This window comes from uncultured Dokdonia sp. (assembly GCF_947496725.1).
Lineage (GTDB): Bacteria > Bacteroidota > Bacteroidia > Flavobacteriales > Flavobacteriaceae > Dokdonia.
This window is the reverse complement of the sequence record NZ_CANMDS010000003.1, coordinates 248537-269104: the sequence shown is the minus strand read 5'-3', so window position 1 is coordinate 269104 and position 20568 is coordinate 248537. Positions and strand designations below refer to the sequence as shown.

Here is a 20568-nt window from a genome sequence, read left to right as displayed (position 1 = left end):
CTATTAAATAGATAAATTTTTATAAATAAATGAAAGTATAATCCCAACCTTCATAAATGATCCAGAGTAAGTTACCGTACCAGATAGTTTTACTCGTAATGGAAATGCTTAGAAAAATGACATTAAAAAAGAACGTGAATGAATAGGCAGGAATTAATAACAATACAAATCTACTATTTAAATAATTTTCATATTCTCTCAGAATCATTAAAATTACAATCAAAGCAAATAAATAACCTACCATAAGAAATCTCCCACCAGAAGGCATAGTTGCAATAATGAATGAAAAGGTGAAATAAAAGAAAACAAAAGCCAACATCTTATTTATCACTAAGTCTTTAACACTATTCTTTTGTAATTCACGCTTCAAATAAATAAGTATAGTGAAAAAAGCTATTTTTATAAGATTCTGAAAGAAATTAGATACCATTAAAAATGGGGAACTTGAAGCTCTCTCTTTGTAAATATCAGCTACTTCGGAGCTATTATATGTGCCAATTTTATTTGATATACTATCTGAAGGTACAAAAGACCCTATAAAGTCTAAACTTATAATATTAGATTCCAATACCCAAGAAGCGATGAAACTGACAATAAAAGAATAATATAATAAGTTATTTACGCCAGTATTACTGTAGGTGAATTTTTTAATAAATACGTATAATAGAATAACTATAACACCGAATAAGAAAGAAAAATGGACCAAAGGTGCACACAGAACTAATAATAAATATCTATTCTTATTATAAAGGACGACATTAATGACTCCATAAAAGAATACCCAAATAGCGGTATTAAAACGAGCTCCATTAATATTAGTTATTGGATTGATTATTATAAATAAAAAGAATAATAAAGATGCGTAGAACCCAGAATAATTAGCCTGTTCTTTTTTAAAAACACGCATAGATAAATACCAAAAAACTCCAAAAACTAAACCAAAACTTGCAAAAAGAATTTTAGGGTTATCAGTAAAAGACTTTAAGAACGCATAAGTTAAAAATCTATAAAGATCTGGGGCTCCACCTAATAAATATAACTGATATATATCATAAATAGACTGATAATTAAACTCATTAAAAACTAATGCTACTCGGTAAGAATCTGCTGAGTCATTTGAAAATGCAAAGGAAAACCCAAATAAGGTACAGAATGCAATAAATACTACCCCATTTGTTCTAGATTTCAAATTTCGTAGTGCAATCAAAAAAGACACAAAAGGATAAATGAAAAATATAGGGATGTTTAATAATGAGTTTTTATTTTTCATTTAACAATAACAAACAAGATTATTTCAAATTAATTAAGAGCTACTACTACAATTACTATTTGCCTTATACTTTTTTTCGCATTTAGTACAAATATATGCTATAACTTTAGCTGGGTTTCCTACTGCGATTGAATTACTAGGTATATTTTTAGTGACAATAGCACCAGCACCAATTATAGAATTATCTCCTATATTAACTTCAGGAAGCACTACACAATTACTACCAAACCATACATTTTTACCTATAATAATTGGCTCGCTTAAACTATGTTTAGTTAAATCATCACTTGAATGATTTGCGCTAATAAAACTACAATTATATGCCCATATGGTTCCCTCGCCAAATTCAATACCGTTTATTGCCTGATAGTAACATCCGCCTGAAGTTGCGAGACTTAAATAGACACTCTTAAGATTATTACCCGATAATTTGATATTAGATGGATTATTGACCCTAGAAGTAAAATGTAATAGAAAAGGACTAGGGGCATTAATACGCAATATAACCTTAACAAATGAATTTAGAAGATAAGTTCCTATTCCTGTTGCATAATACTTTCTTTCAATTAGTCTATTTACGAATGGAATAAACGCAAACATCTTAACAAGTTTCATCATCTCAAATAAGCTATTATAATTAACATTTGTAATACAAATATAATTTTGTTAAAAGTGACTATCTGCAAATATCGTTTTAACATATCTTCTTTTACTAAATATATGATCCACATTACGGAGGTAGAGAATAGAGTACCAAAAACAACTCCCCTAATACCTAAGAAGTAATATAAGCTGACAGAAACTATTAAATTTAAAAATAAAACTAATAAACTAATTTTTGTAATCAATTTAGTTTGACCTTTTGCAGTTAATAAAATACCATAGTTATTATTTCTAAAAAGTAATACCAATAAATATGTTTTAAATAATGTTACTGATGCAGTGTAGTCTTTACTATAAACAAAGAAAATAATATCATCAGCAAAAAACATTGCTATTAATATAAAAGGATAGGTTAGAAAAGAAACCTTTTTTGTGGTTAGAAGCCACAAGAGTTTTGCCTCAGATTCTTTATTGGACTCAATAAATCTAACCATTTTTGGAAATATTTGCTGCGAAAATGCCGCACTAAGCATTGCAAAAATTGGTATCTCAAAAGCACCCACAGCAAAAATCGCGAATGTCGTATCATCTTCAAAAATATTAACTATGGCCTTATCTAGATATGCACTAAAGAGGCCTGTAAATGTAGCCAAGTAAAGTGGAAACCCATAAACCCATAACTTTTTTAAAATACCTTTATCAATTGATAAAACCTTAAATGTTAAACCAGAATTATAGAAATAAAATAGACTAGGAAAAAAAAACACAGAAAAATAAGTGAGTATAGCAACTCCAATATAGTATTCGGGTTTTAAATCTAAAATATACCAGCCTAAAAAGATAATACACAAACTACTCAATGCTCCATAAATAGACAACATTGTTAACTTTTCCTCTTGATTAATATTTATATAAGTATATCTAAGAATTTTATTAAAAAGATATGCTAAAAGTGGTAATGGAAAAAAAATAGAATATAGATAATAACTCCCAAGATTTACCAAATTAAAAAAGTGAAAGAGATTGAAAACGCATAGTATAGTAAATAGAATAATACCTATTCGAAAGAAAATAAGTACTACATTATTTAGATAATACTCGACATTAACTATGTCTTTAGCAATGAAAAATTTATAACTTTCTGCAAAACCAAATGAAACTAATGGAATACCTAAATTGAGTAGAAAAAAAACTTCTTTCCATAATCCAAAATCATTCACTTCGAGTTTTTTCGAAAAAATAAAATCAATTGCAATAAAAAGGACGGCTACAAAACTCTGTGATATCGCAATGTGAAATGATTTAACTGTAGTTCCACCCTTATATTTCTCCAATATTGAAATAACTTTCTTGTACAAATTCAAAATAAATTAAGGTTACTCTATAAAAGGCAATAAAATTAAACTTCAGTCCACAGACTCCTTATATATTTTTTTGACACAATAAACACGTACCTAAATACTGCAAACATAAATCCTATAATAGCAAATAGAATAATTTTAGTTAACGTATTACCATTTTCAGCTTTTAGAGGAACTACGGCGGGATTAATTAATGTGAAATTTGGAGTATCTTCTTTTATTTTTAAGCTTTGAGAAATTTTTTGTTGTTCAAGATCTGAATATAAAGTGTATAGTAAGGTGGCCTCATTTTCAAGCTGTCTTTTTCTTATAAGAGATGACTCTGTTGCATTAAATCTATTGCGATCTGTATAGCTCGCCAGCCTAATCTGAGCATCTTTATATTCTTGCTTTGTCTCTTGATATTGGCTTTCTATAAAATTATATTTCTCTCTAGCTTTGGCTATTCTATATCTTATAATTTCTTTCTGTAATCGAACTTGAACTTGTTGGGCAAGTTGGGCCGCTGCAACGGGTTCTTCCTCAAAAATAGTTTTTATTTCTAGCGTACCATCCTCTTCACTTATACTAAAAGAAAGCTTATTCTTTAGTGATTTAAGTACTCTTTTATCATTACTAGATATATACTCTAGTGAATCTAATTTATTAACAACTCTTTCTGGAGAAGAGTCATCACTAAAGATTAGTTTAGGTAACCCTATCGTATATTTTACAATATTCTCACTTAAGGATAAACCCTCTTTATTTATAACATATTCTTCAAAAGTAATTAAAGAATCTTCATTTTTAAGTTTAATTGGAATATCAAAAAGTTGTTTTCGAAATTCCCAACTATTTATTATTTGTGGATATAAAAATGTAGGTATATCATTAGAACTTGAAGATTTAATAGACCCCCCACTAATTAGAGATGCAATGCCACCCAAACCGCTAGATTGTGCACTGCTAGAATCTTGTGTGATAAATAACACTCTTGAACTATAAGTTTTTGGGGTGAATAATACCACCACAATGCCTATTAAAACAAATGCTAAAATAGATACAAAGATAAATTTCTTAGTTTGCAGAAAACCTTTAACTAAGCCAAGGATGATTTTATAATCATTTTCATTTGAGTGATCAATTCTTTCTTCCATATTAGTTTGAAAATAATCTTTCTACTAGGAGCGCTATAGTAGCAAATCCTGTCGTAATACCCAACACTTCTTCGGTACTCATACCACCTGTGCGCTCACTTTTTGATGGCACTACTACTAACGAACCTGGTTGTATAGCTGGATAGGTCTTAAAAAACAAAAAGCCTTTTGTTGCAGCTATATCTCCGTTAGGATAAATTACATAAGCCTTCCTTTTCTTAGCTTGATTATTAAAACCTCCAGACTTGCTTATGTAATCTTTAAATCTTAGTCTTTTATCATATCTTACTAGAGATGGAAGCAACACCTCCCCCTCTATCTTTATGGTCTCCTTAATGGTCGGGATAATAATTCTATCACCATCTTTTAAGACCATATTCTGTGAAGATCCTGGTCCTTCTTTGAGTAATTTATTAAAGTCTATAGCAACGCGGTACTCCTCGAGATTGTTTAAATTAATGTTTACATTTTTTGTCGCCGTACTATCGTTAATTTTATCTGATGTTAATTGTTGTATGACTTCTTTGTAATACGGGTTTCTTCTCACAAGACTTCCTCCTTGTTTAAAAGCATAAGGGGATAAACCACCAGCTTTTTCAATAAGGTCAAGAATACGTTCATTTCTATAACTTACATCATACTCTCCAGGAAACATTACTTCACCCACTACAGAAATACCTATTTGATCTCCAGAACCTTTAAGGTATCTTACAATAATCTTATCATTAGGCATAAATACAAAAGGGGTATTTGTATTCATATCTAGCTTAGTGTTACCAGATATTTTAAAAGTCTGATTAATGGTTTTATAATCATCATCAATAACCTCTCTTGTAACATCTATTACTCTAGGATCTGCATCTTTTTCATATCCACCAGCTAGGAGAACTAGTTCTTCTAGTCCTACTCCATCTATGTAAGACATAGTTTGTGGTTTTTTTACTGCTCCACCTATGGTGAGTGTGCCTTGCTCTTTTAAACTATACTTATCAAAAACACTTACGACATCATTAACCTGTAAAGTTATATCTACACTACCGTCAATTACGTCTTCAAGTGAATATGATGATGAAGTACTATTTTTTCCTTCTGGATTACTTGTTATCACTACCCTATCTAAATATGCCGTTTCCAAAAGTCCACTCGCTTTATCTAATAGTTGCTTTAGTGACATATTAGGTGTAAACTCATAATCACCGGGTCTATAAACCGCCCCATCTATCGAGATTCTATTTTCTACCTTATCAATAATTTCATTGATTACAATTGCATCACCATCACGCAACCTAGCATTTCTAAAATCTCCAATATTCAATTCTTTTAAAACTCTTCTATCACCTTCTATACGTTCTAATTTTATTACATCCTTAAAAGCATTTGATGTAAAACCACTTACGTACTTAAGAAGGTCTGCAAAAGTTTCATTTGTCTTCATTTCATAAACCCCTGGACGCTTTACCATCCCACTAACATTTACTTTAGATACATAGGGTTTGACAATAATAACATCTTGATCCCTCAGTGTAGCATTTCCAGTTTGACTTCCATTTACTAAATAATTATAAATATCAAAGTACGGAAGTTCAACACCATTACGCACAAGCTTTATTTCTCTAAAAGTACCTTGATCTGTAGGGCCTCCAGCTGCATATAATGCATTGAGAACTGTAGATAATGCGCTTAAAGAATATGTACCAGGTACTGCCACCTCTCCTATTATATTAACCTGGACTGTTCTCACACTAGATAAAGAAATATCTGTAAAAATTTTATAAGGACTATTAGCTGGTGCAGAGATACCTCGATATACGTTAAGTAACTTACTTTTAATTTTAGAACTTGCCTCATCCATAGTTAAACCACTTACTAATACTTGACCTATATTTGGAATTTTTACACTTCCATTTCTATTAACCTCTAGATCAAAAGTATTTTCGGCAGCACCCCATAAACTCACTACAAGCCCGTCACCAGGACCTAACTGATAATTTACAGGAGTTGCAAGATTTAAATTAGGTTGAAAACTAATCTTTGGATTATTAAAAAAATCGTATCCAAACAAGGTAGACTTTTTTAACTCTCTAAAATTTTCTTGATTTACATCTGTAGTATCCTTACGAATTGCTAATAGGTCTTGACTATTATTACCTACATCTTGCGCACCTTGCATTTTACCTGCAAGTGCGTTTACCTGTTCTGGTGACATCCCTTTTGAGGCTGCAAGCGCCCTAAGCTGCTCTGGAGTATATCCGCTAGCTTTAGCTTTGGAAACTAAGCTTTGCACATCTTGTGACGGCATAGCGTTTATATCTTCTACGGTCTGGCTGTAAGAATTTGTTGTTATTAGTATAATAAAACAAAAAACACATAGAGAACGTAAATTCTTCATTATTGTCATATATCGTAATATGTTATTCGTCAAAATTTATTAAATCTAAATCAATTACATTTTGATTTAATTATTCATTTATGCTTAAGTAAACCTTCTATAATCTTTTTACTAGCCTCTCCATTACCATATAGATCTAACGAAAAATCTGGTGATTGAGAATGAGCATTTTTAAAGGCAGCCATAATAGTTTCAAAATCGGCTCCTACAAGTTTGTTAAAACCATTATCTATCAGTTCAACCCACTCGGTTTCATCACGTAAGGTTAGACAGTATTTCTTAAAAAAATATGCTTCTTTTTGTAAACCTCCACTATCTGTTAGTACAAGAGAGCAGTTTTTTAGTAAATACAACATTTCAACATAACCCACAGGGTCTATACAGTGTAGGTTAATTCCTATTTGTATATCATATTTTTCTATAAAACTTTTAGTTCTAGGGTGCAATGGTAAGACTACAGGAGTCTCTTGAGATATGGTGTTTAGTGCTTTAAAAATATTCTTTAATCTTTCAGGGTCATCAGTGTTTTCTGCCCTATGAACAGTTGTAAGGATAAAGTTAGATGGGATTTCTTCTTGTGGTGCTTTCGCGAAAGCGGAAAACATAAGACTTGCATCCATCATCACATCACCATTCTTAACAATAGCGATATCAAGATCATTATACCCTTCTTTTTCTAGATTACTTATTGCCGAATCTGTGGGGCAAAAAAGCACACTACTTACTCTATCGGTTAGAATACGATTAACCTCTTCTGGCATACGCATATTAAAAGAACGTAACCCTGCTTCTATATGAGCTAATTTAATATGCAGTTTTGATGCAGCTAGAGCTCCAGCAAGTGTCGAGTTAGTATCACCATAAACCATCACCCAATCTGGTTTTTCTATAAGTAATACTTTTTCTATTTCCTCTAGCATTTGTCCCGTCATAGCACCGTGTCCAAGTCCATTTATATCGAGTTGATATGCAGGTTTTGGAATATCCATTTGCTCAAAAAAGACATCACTCATATTGCTGTCGTAATGCTGTCCCGTATGCACTATAACCTCACTTATAGATTCCTTTGGATTGGTTTGATTGTACTCTATAAAAGATCTACTAACCGCTCCAGATTTAATAAATTGAGGTCTAGCTCCTATAATTGTAACGACTTTCATTATTTATTTTTTTCTAAAAGGGTGTATAGCCAGTGCTTTCTTTGCAAAAGGGTGATATTCTCCTTTGAGACCTATTGCTTCTGAATTACGGATATCATATACAATATCTATGGCTTGTGCAGCATCTTCTATACCATAACCGTTACCATTTAATATTTCTTTATAACTGGTAGTATGCAAATCTGTAAAGCCTCCACTAAACTCTAACTCTTCCCCCTCAATGGTAATAGATCTATATGTTCTCTGTCCTTTATCTACAACTTCTTTTGGTAAGACTTCATCATTTATAGACAAAAACCACCTTACTCTTGCACGCTCAAGTTCTAGATAACCAGAAGCTCTATCGTGCTCATAGATATGCGTGATATTTTGTTTTACACCCCCAAAAATCCAAGATAACATATCAAAGAAATGTACACCGATATTTGTTGCTATACCGCCAGATTTTGACTCATCACCTTTCCAAGATGTATAGTACCAGTTACCTCTTGAGGTTAAATAAGTAAGGTCTACATCATAAATTTTATCTTTGGGCCCGTCATCTATTTTTTTCTTAAGATCTATTATACTCTGATGTACACGAAGCTGAAGAATATTATATATTTTTTTACCTGTCTCCTTTTGTATATTCTTTAATGAATCTACACTCCAAGGATTTAAGACAAGTGGTTTCTCACATATAGCATCTGCCCCCTGTCTTAACGCAAAACGAATATGAGCATCGTGTAAATAATTCGGTGTACAAATACTTACATAATCTAAGTTTATATTTTTATCGTACTTAAGCTTAGAGATATGACGATCAAAACGCTCAAATTCAACAAAAAAATCAGCATTTGGAAAATAACTATCTATAACCCCTACACTATCAAAATTATCTAAGCCTGCAATTAAATCATTCCCAGTTTCCTTAATGGCCTTCATATGCCTAGGTGCAATATATCCTGCAGCCCCTATTAATGCGAAATTCTTCATAAAATTTATGCTATGCGTTTAACTTTATTATCATTTAGACTATACTGCTGACTAGTCTCAGGACAGATAGCTATATTATTGTTATCAAATGTCAGTCTATGACCATATTCACTTACCCAGCCAAGTTGTTTTGCGGGATTACCTACTACCAATGCATAGTCAGGAATCTCTTTTGTAACTACCGCTCCAGCTCCTATAAATGCAAACTTACCTATATCATTACCACAAACAATTGTTGCATTTGCCCCGATTGATGCTCCTTCCCTAACAATGGTTCGTGCATACTCAGATTTACGGTTTACTGCACTTCTAGGATTTATGACATTTGTAAAAACCATTGATGGCCCTAGAAAAACATTATCCTCACAAGTGACCCCTGTATATATTGAGACATTATTTTGAACTTTCACGTTACTACCTAATATTACATCTGGCGAAATAACAACGTTTTGTCCTACGTTACAATTCTCTCCTAGTGTAGAATTTGTCATAATATGTGAAAAATGCCAAATTTTACTTCCATCACCAATGGAACAATTATCATCTATAACTGCCGTTTCGTGGGCGAAATAAGTTGTTTTTGACATCGATAAAAATTATTTTTCTAAGCTTTGTTTAAGTTGCAAATATAGTTTTTCTGTATCGCATCTACTAATTAAAAGATTGGCTAAAATTCTAAGCTTTTAACTGTTATACACTTCATTCAAAGTGAAAAACTAACCTTTCCCTATTGTATAACATTCAAAACCTATATTCACAATTTTTTGCGTGTCGAGCAGGCCCCTTCCATCAAAAACAAAAGCAGGCTTTTGCATCAGATTGTAAATTTGTTGCCAGTCATATCCTACAAATTCATCCCACTCTGTCATAATTGCAATAGCGTGTGCATTATCACAGGCTTCCATAGGGTCGTTAACTACTGTAACCAAAGCTCTATTTTCAGCTTCAGAACGCGTGTTTAAATAATCTAGGTCTGCTAGAATTTGTTCTTGAGATACCTTTGGGTCATAAATAACCACCTCTGCTTGTTCACTTAGCAAATAGTCTGCCACATATATAGCTGCCGATTCTCGTGTATCGTTAGTATCCTTTTTAAACGCCCAACCTAATAATGTAATCTTCTTACCAGAAACGGTGTTAAACAGCGTCTTGACTATCTTTTCTGCAAATCGTCTTTTTTGGTGATCATTCATAATAATGACCTGCTCCCAGTAATCTGCCACCTCATTAAGTCCATATGACTTTGCAATATAAACAAGGTTTAAAATATCTTTTTGAAAACAAGATCCACCAAAACCAACGGAAGCCTTTAAAAACTTTGGCCCTATCCTCGAGTCTGTACCAATTGCTCTGGCAACTTCTTGAACATCTGCTCCAGTAACTTCACAAAGCTCAGACATCGCGTTAATAGAAGAAACGCGTTGTGCAAGAAAGGCGTTTGCTGTAAGCTTAGAAAGCTCTGAGGACCATACATTTGTTCTTAGGATACGCTCTTCTGGAATCCAATTTGAATAAATGTTTGCAAGAGCTTCGGTAGCTTTTTGACCACCAGGAGTATCTTCTCCTCCTATAAGTACACGATCTGCATTAAGTAAGTCTTGAATTGCAGTACCCTCGGCTAGAAACTCTGGGTTTGATAAAATATCAAAGCGTACACCTTTACCTGTATTGTGAAGTATATTCTGTAATGCTTCGGCAGTACGTACAGGTAGCGTAGATTTTTCTACTACAATTTTATCTGTAGTCGCTACTCTGGCAATCTGGCGAGCACATAGTTCTATGTACTTTAGATCTGCTGCCATCCCTTTACCTACTCCATACGTTTTAGTAGGTGTGTTTACAGATATAAAAATAAGCTCTGCTTCATCTATCGCCTTATCTACTTCTGTAGAAAAAAATAGATTTCTCCCTCTAGCTTCTTTTACAACTTCAGCTAGGCCTGGTTCATAAATGGGTAGGTTACTTACATCTTCATCATTCCAAGCTGCGATGCGCTTCTCATTAAGGTCAACTACTGTAACTTTTATATCTGGACATTTTAACGCAATTACAGACATTGTAGGTCCTCCTACATAGCCTGCTCCAATGCAACAAATGTTTTTTATGCTCATATTTTTCAAATTATTGGCAAATCGCAAATATAGCAGTTTGCATACTAATGACAGGGAAATCTTACGCTTTCGCGAAAGCGTACTAATCCTTATAATAACTTTTATACCATTTCACAAAGGCCGCTATCCCATCTTCTACACTTACAGATGGCTGATAGTTATAATGTTCACGCATAGCATTTACACTTGCCCAAGTCTGGTTTACATCACCATCCTGCATAGGAAGCATTTCTTTTTTTGCTTTTTTGCCAAGTTCCAGCTCTAAGGCTTCTATAAAGTCTAATAGCTTTACAGGCTTGCTATTACCTATGTTTAAAATCGTATTTCCGGGTTGTACTTCATTTTGTATTACAGCCGTTACGCCAGCAATAATATCTGATATATATGTAAAATCACGTGAGAGATTACCCTCGTTAAAAACCTTAATAGGTTTATTATTTATTATCGCATCTGTAAATAAAAACATTGCCATATCTGGTCTTCCCCAAGGACCATAAACTGTAAAAAAACGTAAACCAACAGCATTTATACCGAATAGATGCGCATAGGTATGCGCCATCAACTCATTAGATTTTTTTGTAGCGGCATAGATACTTATGGGCTCGTCTACAGGCTGTTTTTCTGTAAATGGAACATCTATACTATTGCCGTATACGCTAGAACTACTTGCGTAAACAAGCCTTTTTACATCGTTATTACGACAGCATTCTAATATATTTAAAAAGCCTACAACATTTGTATCTATATATACCTCTGGGTTTTCAATAGAATATCTCACACCCGCTTGAGCCGCAAGATTACATACGAGGTCGAAAGACTCTTTTTTAAAAAGCTCAGGCAACGCTTCCCTATCCTCAAGATTCATACGCACAAATTGCAGTGCTTTATGCTTGTGGCTTGCCACTGTCAAATTCCAGACTGATGCTTCTGCTTTTGATATACCTAATTGCGATAATCTATCATACTTAAGATTAGGGTCGTAATAATCGTTAACATTATCAAGAGCCACTACAGTATGCCCTTCCTTGAGCAATTGCTCACAAAGATGATACCCAATAAAACCAGCGCCACCTGTAACAAGAATTTTCATAAACAGTATTAATAAGCTTCAAAGTTAGGACTAAATAAGGACTTCTTATTATATGTTAATTTCTGGGTTGTTCCTGCAATAAAAACAGTAACTCCAGCGGTCTCACATATAGCATCTCCAGCAGCAGTATCCCACTCCATACAAGGAGCAAATCTAGGATACCTATCTGCCTTTCCTTCTGCGAGCATACAGAATTTAAGTGCACTACCAGCAGGAAGTAAGCTTACCGAAGTGGTGTTTTTTTTTAAATCCTCTATATACGCTACTGTTTGCTCATTGAGGTGAGAGCGACTTGTCACGACTCGTATCTCTTTTTGTGATTTTAGCTTATTTGTAAAAATTATATGCTTATCATCCACTACTTGATTCCACCCCATCTCTATTGTAGGATTTGAAATTTTATAGCTTTTGCCTAGTGAGCTTCCACCTAGATATAGTGTATCAGACACAGGGATATAGATAATACCATAAACTGGCCTAGCTCCTACTATCAATGCAATGTTTACAGTAAATTCTCCATTGCGATTTATAAACTCTTTGGTGCCGTCTAATGGATCCACGAGCCAAAAGATGTCCCAAGTACTTCTTTCTTCATAAGGGATTTCGGCGGCTTCTTCACTTAAAACAGGAATGTTTGTAGCACTCAGCTCCTTATAGATTACCTCGTGGGCACGAGTATCTGCAACTGTAAGGGGCGAATCATCACTTTTAAGAATGCTGCCAAATGCGGTCGCATACACCTCTCTAATTACGTCACCAGCTTGAAGCGCAGCTTTGACAGCGATACTTTTAAATTGATCACTTATCATAATTTAACCAGCATTTTCGCAAGACTTTCTTCCCAAGGTACGTTCTCAATCCCTAAAAGGTTGATGATTTTAGAACTTTCTAATTTACTATTTTTTGGCCGCGTGGCCTTTGTTATAAAGCGGTCACTGGGCACAGGCAAAACGTTTATACTCATTTTCTTATAGCTGAATACCGCTTTCGCGAAAGCGTACCACGTAGTGACACCCTCATTTGTATAATGATATACGCCTGCGTTGTGTGCAGTAAGAACGTTTGACAACTGTAAAATAACAGAAGCTAGATTATTTGCCAACGTAGGAGATCCATATTGATCGTTTACAACCGAAATCTCGTCTTTCTCATTACCTAATCGTAACATAGTCTTCACAAAATTACTCCCGTAAACACTGTAGACCCAGGATGTTCTTATAATAGCGTAGTCAAGAAGCCCTGAAGTAATTATGGCCTGCTCACCAGCAAGTTTAGACTTGCCATAAACCGTTGTTGGATTTGGAATATCTTCCTCTATATATTCTTCTGGTTTTTCTCCGTCAAAGACATAATCTGTAGAGATGTGAATGAGTTTGATTCCATTATCCTTACAAACTTGAGCTAGATTCTTTACTCCTATTTCATTTACTAGGAAAGCTTTCTCTTTGTCCTCTTCGGCGGCATCTACAGCGGTGTATGCGGCTGTGTTTATTATAACATCTGGTTGATGTAAATCAAGGGTTTTTTTAATAGAAGATGTTGATGTGATGTCTAATTCAGATTTTGACAGATGTATACTCGTAACATTCTCAAAAGTAGCTTCTTCCTCCTTTATGGCTTGAGCCAGCTGACCACCACCACCTGTAATGAGTAATCGTATATTTCGCGAAAGCGTACTCATTTAAAACAGGTTAGAAGGTAAATCTGCAAGCATCGTATTTTCCTTATCTTTTTCTGAAAGGATGACATCCTGCTTATCTAGTAACCAATCGATTTGCAATGATGAATCGTTATATGCCAGACCACGCTCGCTCTCTTTGTTATAGTAGTTATCGCATTTATAAATAAACGTTGCGGTATCGCTAAGTGTTACAAAACCGTGCGCCATCCCTTTAGGAACGAAAAGTTGTTTTTTATTTTCTGCACTGAGACGTATGCTGTAAGCTTTCTTATAAGTAGGTTCGTTTTTTCTTAAATCAACAACTACATCAAGTACCTCACCTGCCACAACCCGTACGAGCTTAGATTGTGCAAACTCCCCTATTTGAAAATGGAGTCCACGCAAGACGCCATATGTAGACTGCGACTGATTATCTTGAACAAAATTTGGTTCAAATCCTGCAAAGCTTTGAAATGCTTTTGCATTAAAGGATTCATAAAAATAACCTCGATCATCTTCAAACACCTTTGGAGTGCATATAATTAAATCTTTGAATGCTGTTTTTTGAAATTCCACTATAGTGTATTTATGTATTGTGCATAGGCACCTTTACCATATCTTGATGCACTTGCCTTAAGAGCTTCGTATGATATCCAATTCATCTTGTAAGCAATCTCCTCAAGACAAGCTATCATTGTGCTTTGATTACGTTGTAAAACTCTTATAAATTCTGTCGCATCATCTAGTGCATCTACTGTGCCAGTATCAAACCAAGACATCCCTCTACTCATAACACCTACAGTAAGCTTTTTACGAAGTAAATATTCTTGATTTATTGCTGTAATCTCAAGCTCTCCCCTATGAGAGGGCTTAATTTCTTTTGCAATAGCAACTACATCATTATCATAAAAATAAATACCTGGTACGGCGTAGTTAGATTGTGGACTCTCTGGTTTTTCTTCGATACTCGTGACATTCATATCCTTATCAAAAGCGACAACTCCAAAACGCTCTGGGTCACGCACAGGATATGCAAATATGGCACCTCCATCTACTGTTACTTTGCTTTGTAATAACTTACTGAGACCATTCCCATAAAAGATATTATCACCTAGTACAAGAGCTACTTTATCATTCCCAATAAAGGATTCTCCTATAATAAAGGCTTCTGCAAGTCCGTTGGGCTGTTCTTGCACCTCATAAGAAAAGGAACATCCAAGTCCTGATCCATCACCTAATAGCCTTTCAAATAGATGACTATCTTCCGGCGTTGTGATAATGAGAATCTCACGTATACCAGCAAGCATAAGTACTGATATAGGGTAATATATCATAGGCTTATCATACACAGGTAGCAATTGCTTGCTTACAGCAATTGTAAGTGGTGACAGTCTAGTTCCAGATCCTCCAGCAAGTACAATACCTTTCATTAAGTATACATTTTATTGTAATATTCTTGATATGCTCCAGAAGTGACGTTCTCTAGCCAAGAGCTATTGGCAAGATACCAATCTATTGTGAGTTCTAGCCCTTCCTCAAAAGTAACAGATGGTTTCCACCCCAGTTCTTTTTCAATTTTTGAGGCATCTATCGCATAACGCTTGTCGTGACCTGGTCTGTCTTTTATAAAGGTAATAAGAGATTGAGAGGTATTACGCTTTCGCAAAAGCTTCTCATCCATCTTATCACATAGTAACTTTACGAGATCAATATTTTTCCATTCATTAACCCCACCTATATTGTAGGTCTCGCCTAGTTTTCCCTCTCTAAAGATACGTGCTATAGCGCTTGCGTGATCTTTTACAAATAACCAATCTCTTGTATAATTTCCATCACCGTAAACAGGAAGCGCCTTGTTTAAAATAATATTATTTATAAATAGAGGAATGAGTTTTTCTGGAAACTGATTAGGTCCGTAATTGTTAGAGCAATTACTAATGATATATGGCAAACCATAGGTTTCTCCATAAGCTCTTACAAAATGATCTGAGCTTGCCTTAGACGCGGCATAGGGTGAGTTTGGGTCGTATGACGTAGTCTCTGTAAACAAGCCTGTCTCACCAAGTGTACCATACACCTCGTCTGTACTTATATGGTAGAAAAGCTTGTTATTAAAGTTATCTTTCCATATTTCCTTAACTGCATTGAGCAAGTTTAATGTTCCAATGACGTTAGTCTGCACAAAAGCTAGAGGATTTTTAATACTTCTATCTACGTGAGACTCTGCTGCTAGGTGTATTACCTTATCAAATTGATATTTGGAAAATAAGTTCATCAAAAAGGGGGCATCATTGATGTCCCCCTTTATAAATGTATAATTGCTAGACGCTTCTAAATCTGCTAGGTTCTCTAGGTTACCTGCATATGTAAGCGCATCAAGATTGTAAATATGACTCTCTGGAAAAACTTCTAGAAATAGCCTCACTACGTGAGAACCTATAAAACCTGCTCCTCCTGTAATAAGAATGTTCATTACAGCTTAGCATCTGCTTTATTGCCTAAAACTCCTTTAACATCATACACTACAGATTTATTATTTTTAAGAGCTTCTAAATCTAAGGCACCAAATTCTTTGTGAGAAACTGCCTGAACAATTGAATCAAACTTTTGGCTCGGTAATTCTGTTAGGGCTTTGAGACCATACTCGTGCTCAACTTCATCTGCATTTACCCAAGGGTCATAGATAGTAACGTTAACACCAAAATCTTCTAAATGTTTTACAACATCAACAACCTTCGTATTTCTAACATCTGGGCAGTTTTCTTTAAAAGTTATACCTAATAATAATAAGGAAGCGCCTTTTACTTTTATATCATTTTTAAGCATAAGCTTCACAACCTCTGCAGCTACATAAGCTCCCATACTGTCATTAAGCCTTCTACCTGCAAGAATAATTTCTGGATGATATCCTAGCTCTTGAGCTTTTTGAGCGAGATAGTAAGGATCTACACCTATACAGTGTCCACCAACTAAACCTGGCTTAAATGGAAGGAAATTCCATTTTGTGCCAGCAGCTTCAAGTACATCGTGTGTATTGATCTCCATAAGGTTAAAGATCTTAGCCAGCTCATTTACAAATGCAATGTTTATATCCCGTTGTGAGTTTTCAATAACTTTTGCAGCCTCGGCCACTTTAATTGTAGGCGCTAAGTGCGTCCCAGCGGTTATCACAGAAGCATATAAATCATCTACCTTCTTACCTATTTCTGGTGTGCTTCCAGAAGTAACTTTAAGAATTTTTTCTACAGTATGCTCTTTATCTCCTGGATTGATTCTTTCTGGAGAATAGCCTACATAAAAGTCTTCATTAAATTTGAGTCCGCTCACACGCTCTAAAACAGGAACACACTCATCCTCTGTTACTCCAGGATATACTGTGCTTTCATATATAACAATGTCACCTTTTTTTAGAACCTTCCCTACAGTCTCGCTACTTTTATAAAGAGGCGTGAGTACTGGTCTATTATTTTTATCTACTGGTGTAGGTACTGTAACTACATAATAGTTACAGTCTTCTATATCCTTACTATCTGCGCTACAAAAAAGTCCATTAGCATCATTTACCTCAGTTTTTAATACGCTTTGAAGAACTTCGTCAGACACTTCTAATGTACTATCAGTACCAGACCTTAACTCATCTATACGCTCTTGATTAATATCAAAACCTACCGTATTATACTTTGTTCCAAATAACCTTGCTAATGGAAGACCAACATAGCCTAACCCTATAACTCCTACTTTAATTTTTGTCATATATTGTTGTATTTACGCTTTCGCGAAAGCAAAAAAAATTATTTTAAATTCTTCCAGTACCAAGCCATTGCCTCTTTGAGACCATCTTTAATACTAAATTCTGGATTATAACCTACTCGTTCTCTAGCTCTATCGATACTTGCTAAACTGTGAGGCACATCTCCGGCTCTTTTCGGTCCATACTTCACCTCTACTTGTGCAATTTTCTCATCAAATTGACTTAATTCCTCTTTCAGAATATTTACAAGTTCATTGAGGTCTGTGCGCTCTCCGAATGCAACATTATAAACTGTGTTAAGTGCGTCTTTGTTGTCAGTAAGCATTGCGCGTATATTCATTTCGATAACATTATCAATATACGTGAAATCTCTAGAATAGCTTCCATCTCCGTTCATAACAGGAGAATCGTGATCCATTAATAGTTTTGTAAACTTAGGAATAACAGCCGCATAAGCGCCATTTGGGTCTTGTTTTCTACCGAAAACATTAAAATATCTAAGCCCTATACAATCTATCCCATATGTTTTATGAAACACATCTGCATACAACTCATTTACATATTTTGTTATTGCATAAGGAGACAATGGTTTCCCTATGATATCTTCTTGCTTTGGTAATCCTTGAGAGTCTCCGTAAGTCGAAGAACTTGCCGCATACACAAAACGTTTTACACCTTTATCTTTAGATGCGATGAGCATATTCAAAAATCCACCTACATTGACTTCATTACTCGTTGCAGGATCTTTTATTGATCTTGGTACAGATCCTAATGCAGCCTGATGCAATACATAGTCACTCTGAGATACTGCCTTTTTACAAGTTTCTATATCTCTTATATCACCTTCTATAAAAGTGAAATTTGAATGATCTCTAATAGCATCTAAATTATGTTTATGCCCTGTAGCAAGGTTATCTAAACAGGTTACAATTGCACCATTCTTTATAAGAACTTCACATATATTAGAACCTATAAAACCAGCACCTCCTGTTACTAAAATTTTCTTATCCTTTACTTGAGACTGTATACTCTCTAACATTCATCTAATTTTTGGCAAATATAAAGTATTTTCTATGCCGTCAGAACATTGTTTTTTATCACAATCTTAGCATATCGGGTTAAACTTATCCCAAACCAACTCTCAAATAACCCTCAGACCTCTAAGCCTTTGTAATTTTATATAAAAACCAAAGAACTATGAATTATTTAAACTTAGACACAAAAAAAACTAAAGAGACAGTTACAGAGCTCAACATACTTTTATCTGACTATCACGTATACTACCAAAAACTTCGCAATTTTCACTGGAACGTTTCTGGTGAAAACTTTTTTGACTTACACGAGCAGTTTGAACAACTTTATGATGATGCCAAAATTAAAATCGATGAGATTGCAGAGCGTATCCTAACATTGCGTTTTGCACCAGTAAGTAATCTCTCAGATTATCTTGAAGCATCTAGCATTAAAGAGTCAAAATCTGATCTGTCTGACAGAGATATGGTAGACACGATACTTGGAGATCACGGAAAAATTCTCAAACAACTAAGCGCTGTTGTGAAAAAAGCAGACGATGCCGGTGATGAAGGTACCATAGACCTCATAGGAGCTTACATACGTGAATTAGAAAAAACTAGCTGGATGCTGGACGCTTGGAGAAAGAAAACTGCAGGCACCTACAAAGAAGCATAGATCCTAATCACTCTTACAAATAAAAAATGCCTCAATACTTTAAATAGTATTGAGGCATTTTATTTAAGTACTTATAAAATATCTACTCATCTGGAGTAAAACTATATTCTGGCACCTTACCTACAGCTCCCTTAAAAAACTCGTGTATAAGTGCAAGATCTTCATCTATATTACCTGACGGATATAAAGGCTTAGATATACGTTGCTCCTTTTTACCAAAATCAAAAGCAACCATTATAATAGGCACCTCTGCTGCAAGAGCAATGTAGTAAAACCCTGTTTTGAGCTTATCAACTTTTTTACGTGTTCCCTCTGGGGCTATTGTGAGTCTAAACTCCTCTTTATCCTTAAAAACATTTGCGATAGATTGTACTTTATCTTGACCTGGTGTACGATCTATAGGCGCGCCTCCCATTGCTTTAAAAATAGGTCCCATAGGCCATTTAAAAAGCTCTTTCTTACCGATGAAGCCAATTTTAACATCGAGCATAGTACGAAGTAAAATACCCATATAAAAATCGTGCCAGCTGGTGTGGGGCACAGCGATTACTACAGCCTTCTTTACTGTGTCTTGAGAAAAGTCACCTTTTACCTTCCAGCCTAAAATATTTTTATATATAAACTTTGCAAGTCCCATATGCGCTACTTATTCGAATAAATTTTAATTGCTTTTTCTAGATCTTCTGGAGTATCAATACCTATTGCAAGCCTTGATGAACGTACCATTTTAATTTTTTTACCATACTCTAAGAATCGTATGCACTCTATTTTTTCTGCCTTTTCAAGGGGTGTCATATGCATAGATGCAAAGTCAAGTATAGCCTGCTTTCTAAAGGCATAAATACCTTTATGTTTATAAGTAATTATACCAGCTTCATTATCGCGCACATATGGAAGTGGTGACCTAGAGAAGTATAGTGCAAAGTCAAAATTATCTACAATAACTTTTACATTATTAGGGTTTACAATCTCTTGCTCCTCCTTCATAGGCATCATCACACTAGCAAGATCTATTTGTACAGCATCATCTCCATAAAACACATCTAGCACTGGTGCTAAGTCCTCCCTACTCGTAAAAGGTTCATCTCCTTGTACATTTACAACCACATCTACATCTAGAGAAGCCACTGCCTCTGCAATTCTATCACTACCGCACTCGTGCTCTTTAACACTCATTATGGCTTTACCGCCCTCGGCTTCTATTGCCTTATAAATAACATCACTATCTGTAACTACATATACTTCGTCAAACAACTTTGTGGCCACTACACTCTCATAGGTGCGCACAATAACAGGCTTACCTGCAAGATCTTTCATCATCTTACCGGGAAACCTAGACGCCGCATAACGTGCAGGAATCATTGCTATAATCT

The 20568-nt window shown here is 34.7% G+C and carries 20 protein-coding genes; 1 reads left to right on the top strand and 19 read right to left on the bottom strand.

The window, feature by feature from the left end:
- Window positions 1-19: 19 nt before the first annotated feature.
- The 17 genes from Q0948_RS08065 to Q0948_RS07985 all read right to left on the bottom strand — a co-directional run bounded on the left by Q0948_RS08065 (window position 20) and on the right by Q0948_RS07985 (window position 18545).
- Complete coding sequence (locus Q0948_RS08065) at window positions 20-1189, bottom strand: EpsG family protein (protein ID WP_298350721.1); 1170 nt, start codon at window positions 1187-1189, stop codon at window positions 20-22.
- Between the two features lie 114 nt (window positions 1190-1303).
- Window positions 1304-1888 carry an acyltransferase gene (locus tag Q0948_RS08060; RefSeq protein WP_298350724.1) on the bottom strand — a complete coding sequence of 195 codons (585 nt, stop codon included), beginning with the start codon at window positions 1886-1888 and terminating at the stop codon, window positions 1304-1306.
- Window positions 1885-3207: a hypothetical protein gene (locus Q0948_RS08055; protein WP_298350728.1), complete on the bottom strand. Its 1323-nt coding sequence runs from the start codon at window positions 3205-3207 to the stop codon at window positions 1885-1887. Before Q0948_RS08055 ends, Q0948_RS08060 begins: the two co-directional genes overlap by 4 nt.
- A 65-nt stretch (window positions 3208-3272) precedes the next feature.
- A complete protein-coding gene (locus tag Q0948_RS08050; protein ID WP_298350731.1) occupies window positions 3273-4370 on the bottom strand; it encodes a hypothetical protein in 1098 nt (365 codons plus the stop codon).
- 1 nt (window position 4371) lies between these two features.
- On the bottom strand, window positions 4372-6759 hold the full coding sequence (locus tag Q0948_RS08045) for an SLBB domain-containing protein (RefSeq protein ID WP_298350733.1): 2388 nt from the start codon (window positions 6757-6759) through the stop codon (window positions 4372-4374).
- A 74-nt stretch (window positions 6760-6833) separates the two neighbouring features.
- The gene (wecB, locus tag Q0948_RS08040; protein WP_298350736.1) at window positions 6834-7919 is read right to left on the bottom strand and encodes a non-hydrolyzing UDP-N-acetylglucosamine 2-epimerase; all 1086 of its coding nucleotides are present in this window, start codon (window positions 7917-7919) and stop codon (window positions 6834-6836) included.
- Between the two features lie 3 nt (window positions 7920-7922).
- Window positions 7923-8894, bottom strand: a complete 972-nt coding sequence (locus Q0948_RS08035) for a Gfo/Idh/MocA family oxidoreductase (protein WP_298350739.1) — start codon at window positions 8892-8894, stop codon at window positions 7923-7925.
- A 5-nt stretch (window positions 8895-8899) separates the two neighbouring features.
- Window positions 8900-9481 (bottom strand): acyltransferase, encoded by a 582-nt coding sequence (locus Q0948_RS08030; RefSeq protein ID WP_298350742.1) that lies wholly within the window; start codon window positions 9479-9481, stop codon window positions 8900-8902.
- 129 nt (window positions 9482-9610) lie between these two features.
- Window positions 9611-11005 (bottom strand): UDP-glucose 6-dehydrogenase, encoded by a 1395-nt coding sequence (locus tag Q0948_RS08025; RefSeq protein WP_298350745.1) that lies wholly within the window; start codon window positions 11003-11005, stop codon window positions 9611-9613.
- An 82-nt stretch (window positions 11006-11087) separates the two neighbouring features.
- Window positions 11088-12095, bottom strand: coding sequence for an NAD-dependent epimerase (locus tag Q0948_RS08020; RefSeq protein ID WP_298350747.1), 1008 nt, complete (start codon window positions 12093-12095; stop codon window positions 11088-11090).
- Between the two features lie 8 nt (window positions 12096-12103).
- A complete protein-coding gene (gene cysQ / locus Q0948_RS08015; RefSeq protein WP_298350750.1) occupies window positions 12104-12904 on the bottom strand; it encodes a 3'(2'),5'-bisphosphate nucleotidase CysQ in 801 nt (266 codons plus the stop codon).
- Window positions 12901-13776 (bottom strand): dTDP-4-dehydrorhamnose reductase, encoded by an 876-nt coding sequence (gene rfbD, locus Q0948_RS08010; RefSeq protein WP_298350753.1) that lies wholly within the window; start codon window positions 13774-13776, stop codon window positions 12901-12903. The genes cysQ and rfbD overlap by 4 nt, the downstream gene beginning before the upstream one ends.
- The gene (rfbC, locus tag Q0948_RS08005) at window positions 13777-14331 is read right to left on the bottom strand and encodes a dTDP-4-dehydrorhamnose 3,5-epimerase (RefSeq protein WP_298350755.1); all 555 of its coding nucleotides are present in this window, start codon (window positions 14329-14331) and stop codon (window positions 13777-13779) included. It lies immediately after the preceding gene.
- Window positions 14331-15185: a glucose-1-phosphate thymidylyltransferase RfbA gene (rfbA, locus tag Q0948_RS08000; RefSeq protein ID WP_298350758.1), complete on the bottom strand. Its 855-nt coding sequence runs from the start codon at window positions 15183-15185 to the stop codon at window positions 14331-14333. Before rfbA ends, rfbC begins: the two co-directional genes overlap by 1 nt.
- Entirely contained in the window at window positions 15185-16228 is a 1044-nt protein-coding gene (rfbB, locus tag Q0948_RS07995; protein ID WP_298350761.1) for a dTDP-glucose 4,6-dehydratase, read from the bottom strand. The genes rfbA and rfbB overlap by 1 nt, the downstream gene beginning before the upstream one ends.
- Window positions 16228-17508, bottom strand: a complete 1281-nt coding sequence (locus Q0948_RS07990) for a nucleotide sugar dehydrogenase (RefSeq protein ID WP_298350763.1) — start codon at window positions 17506-17508, stop codon at window positions 16228-16230. The genes rfbB and Q0948_RS07990 overlap by 1 nt, the downstream gene beginning before the upstream one ends.
- A 38-nt stretch (window positions 17509-17546) precedes the next feature.
- The gene (locus Q0948_RS07985; RefSeq protein ID WP_298350766.1) at window positions 17547-18545 is read right to left on the bottom strand and encodes an SDR family oxidoreductase; all 999 of its coding nucleotides are present in this window, start codon (window positions 18543-18545) and stop codon (window positions 17547-17549) included.
- A gap of 158 nt (window positions 18546-18703) precedes the next feature.
- On the opposite strand from Q0948_RS07985, the gene Q0948_RS07980 reads away from it, so the two are divergent.
- On the top strand, window positions 18704-19195 hold the full coding sequence (locus tag Q0948_RS07980; protein ID WP_021779185.1) for a DNA starvation/stationary phase protection protein: 492 nt from the start codon (window positions 18704-18706) through the stop codon (window positions 19193-19195).
- A gap of 82 nt (window positions 19196-19277) precedes the next feature.
- Here Q0948_RS07980 and Q0948_RS07975 read toward each other — a convergent pair whose 3' ends face one another.
- Together Q0948_RS07975 and kdsB are read right to left on the bottom strand one after the other, a co-directional pair.
- Window positions 19278-19832, bottom strand: a complete 555-nt coding sequence (locus Q0948_RS07975; RefSeq protein ID WP_021779186.1) for a 1-acyl-sn-glycerol-3-phosphate acyltransferase — start codon at window positions 19830-19832, stop codon at window positions 19278-19280.
- Window positions 19833-19837: 5 nt separating this feature from the next.
- Complete coding sequence (gene kdsB, locus Q0948_RS07970; RefSeq protein ID WP_298351374.1) at window positions 19838-20557, bottom strand: 3-deoxy-manno-octulosonate cytidylyltransferase; 720 nt, start codon at window positions 20555-20557, stop codon at window positions 19838-19840.
- Window positions 20558-20568 lie beyond the last annotated feature (11 nt).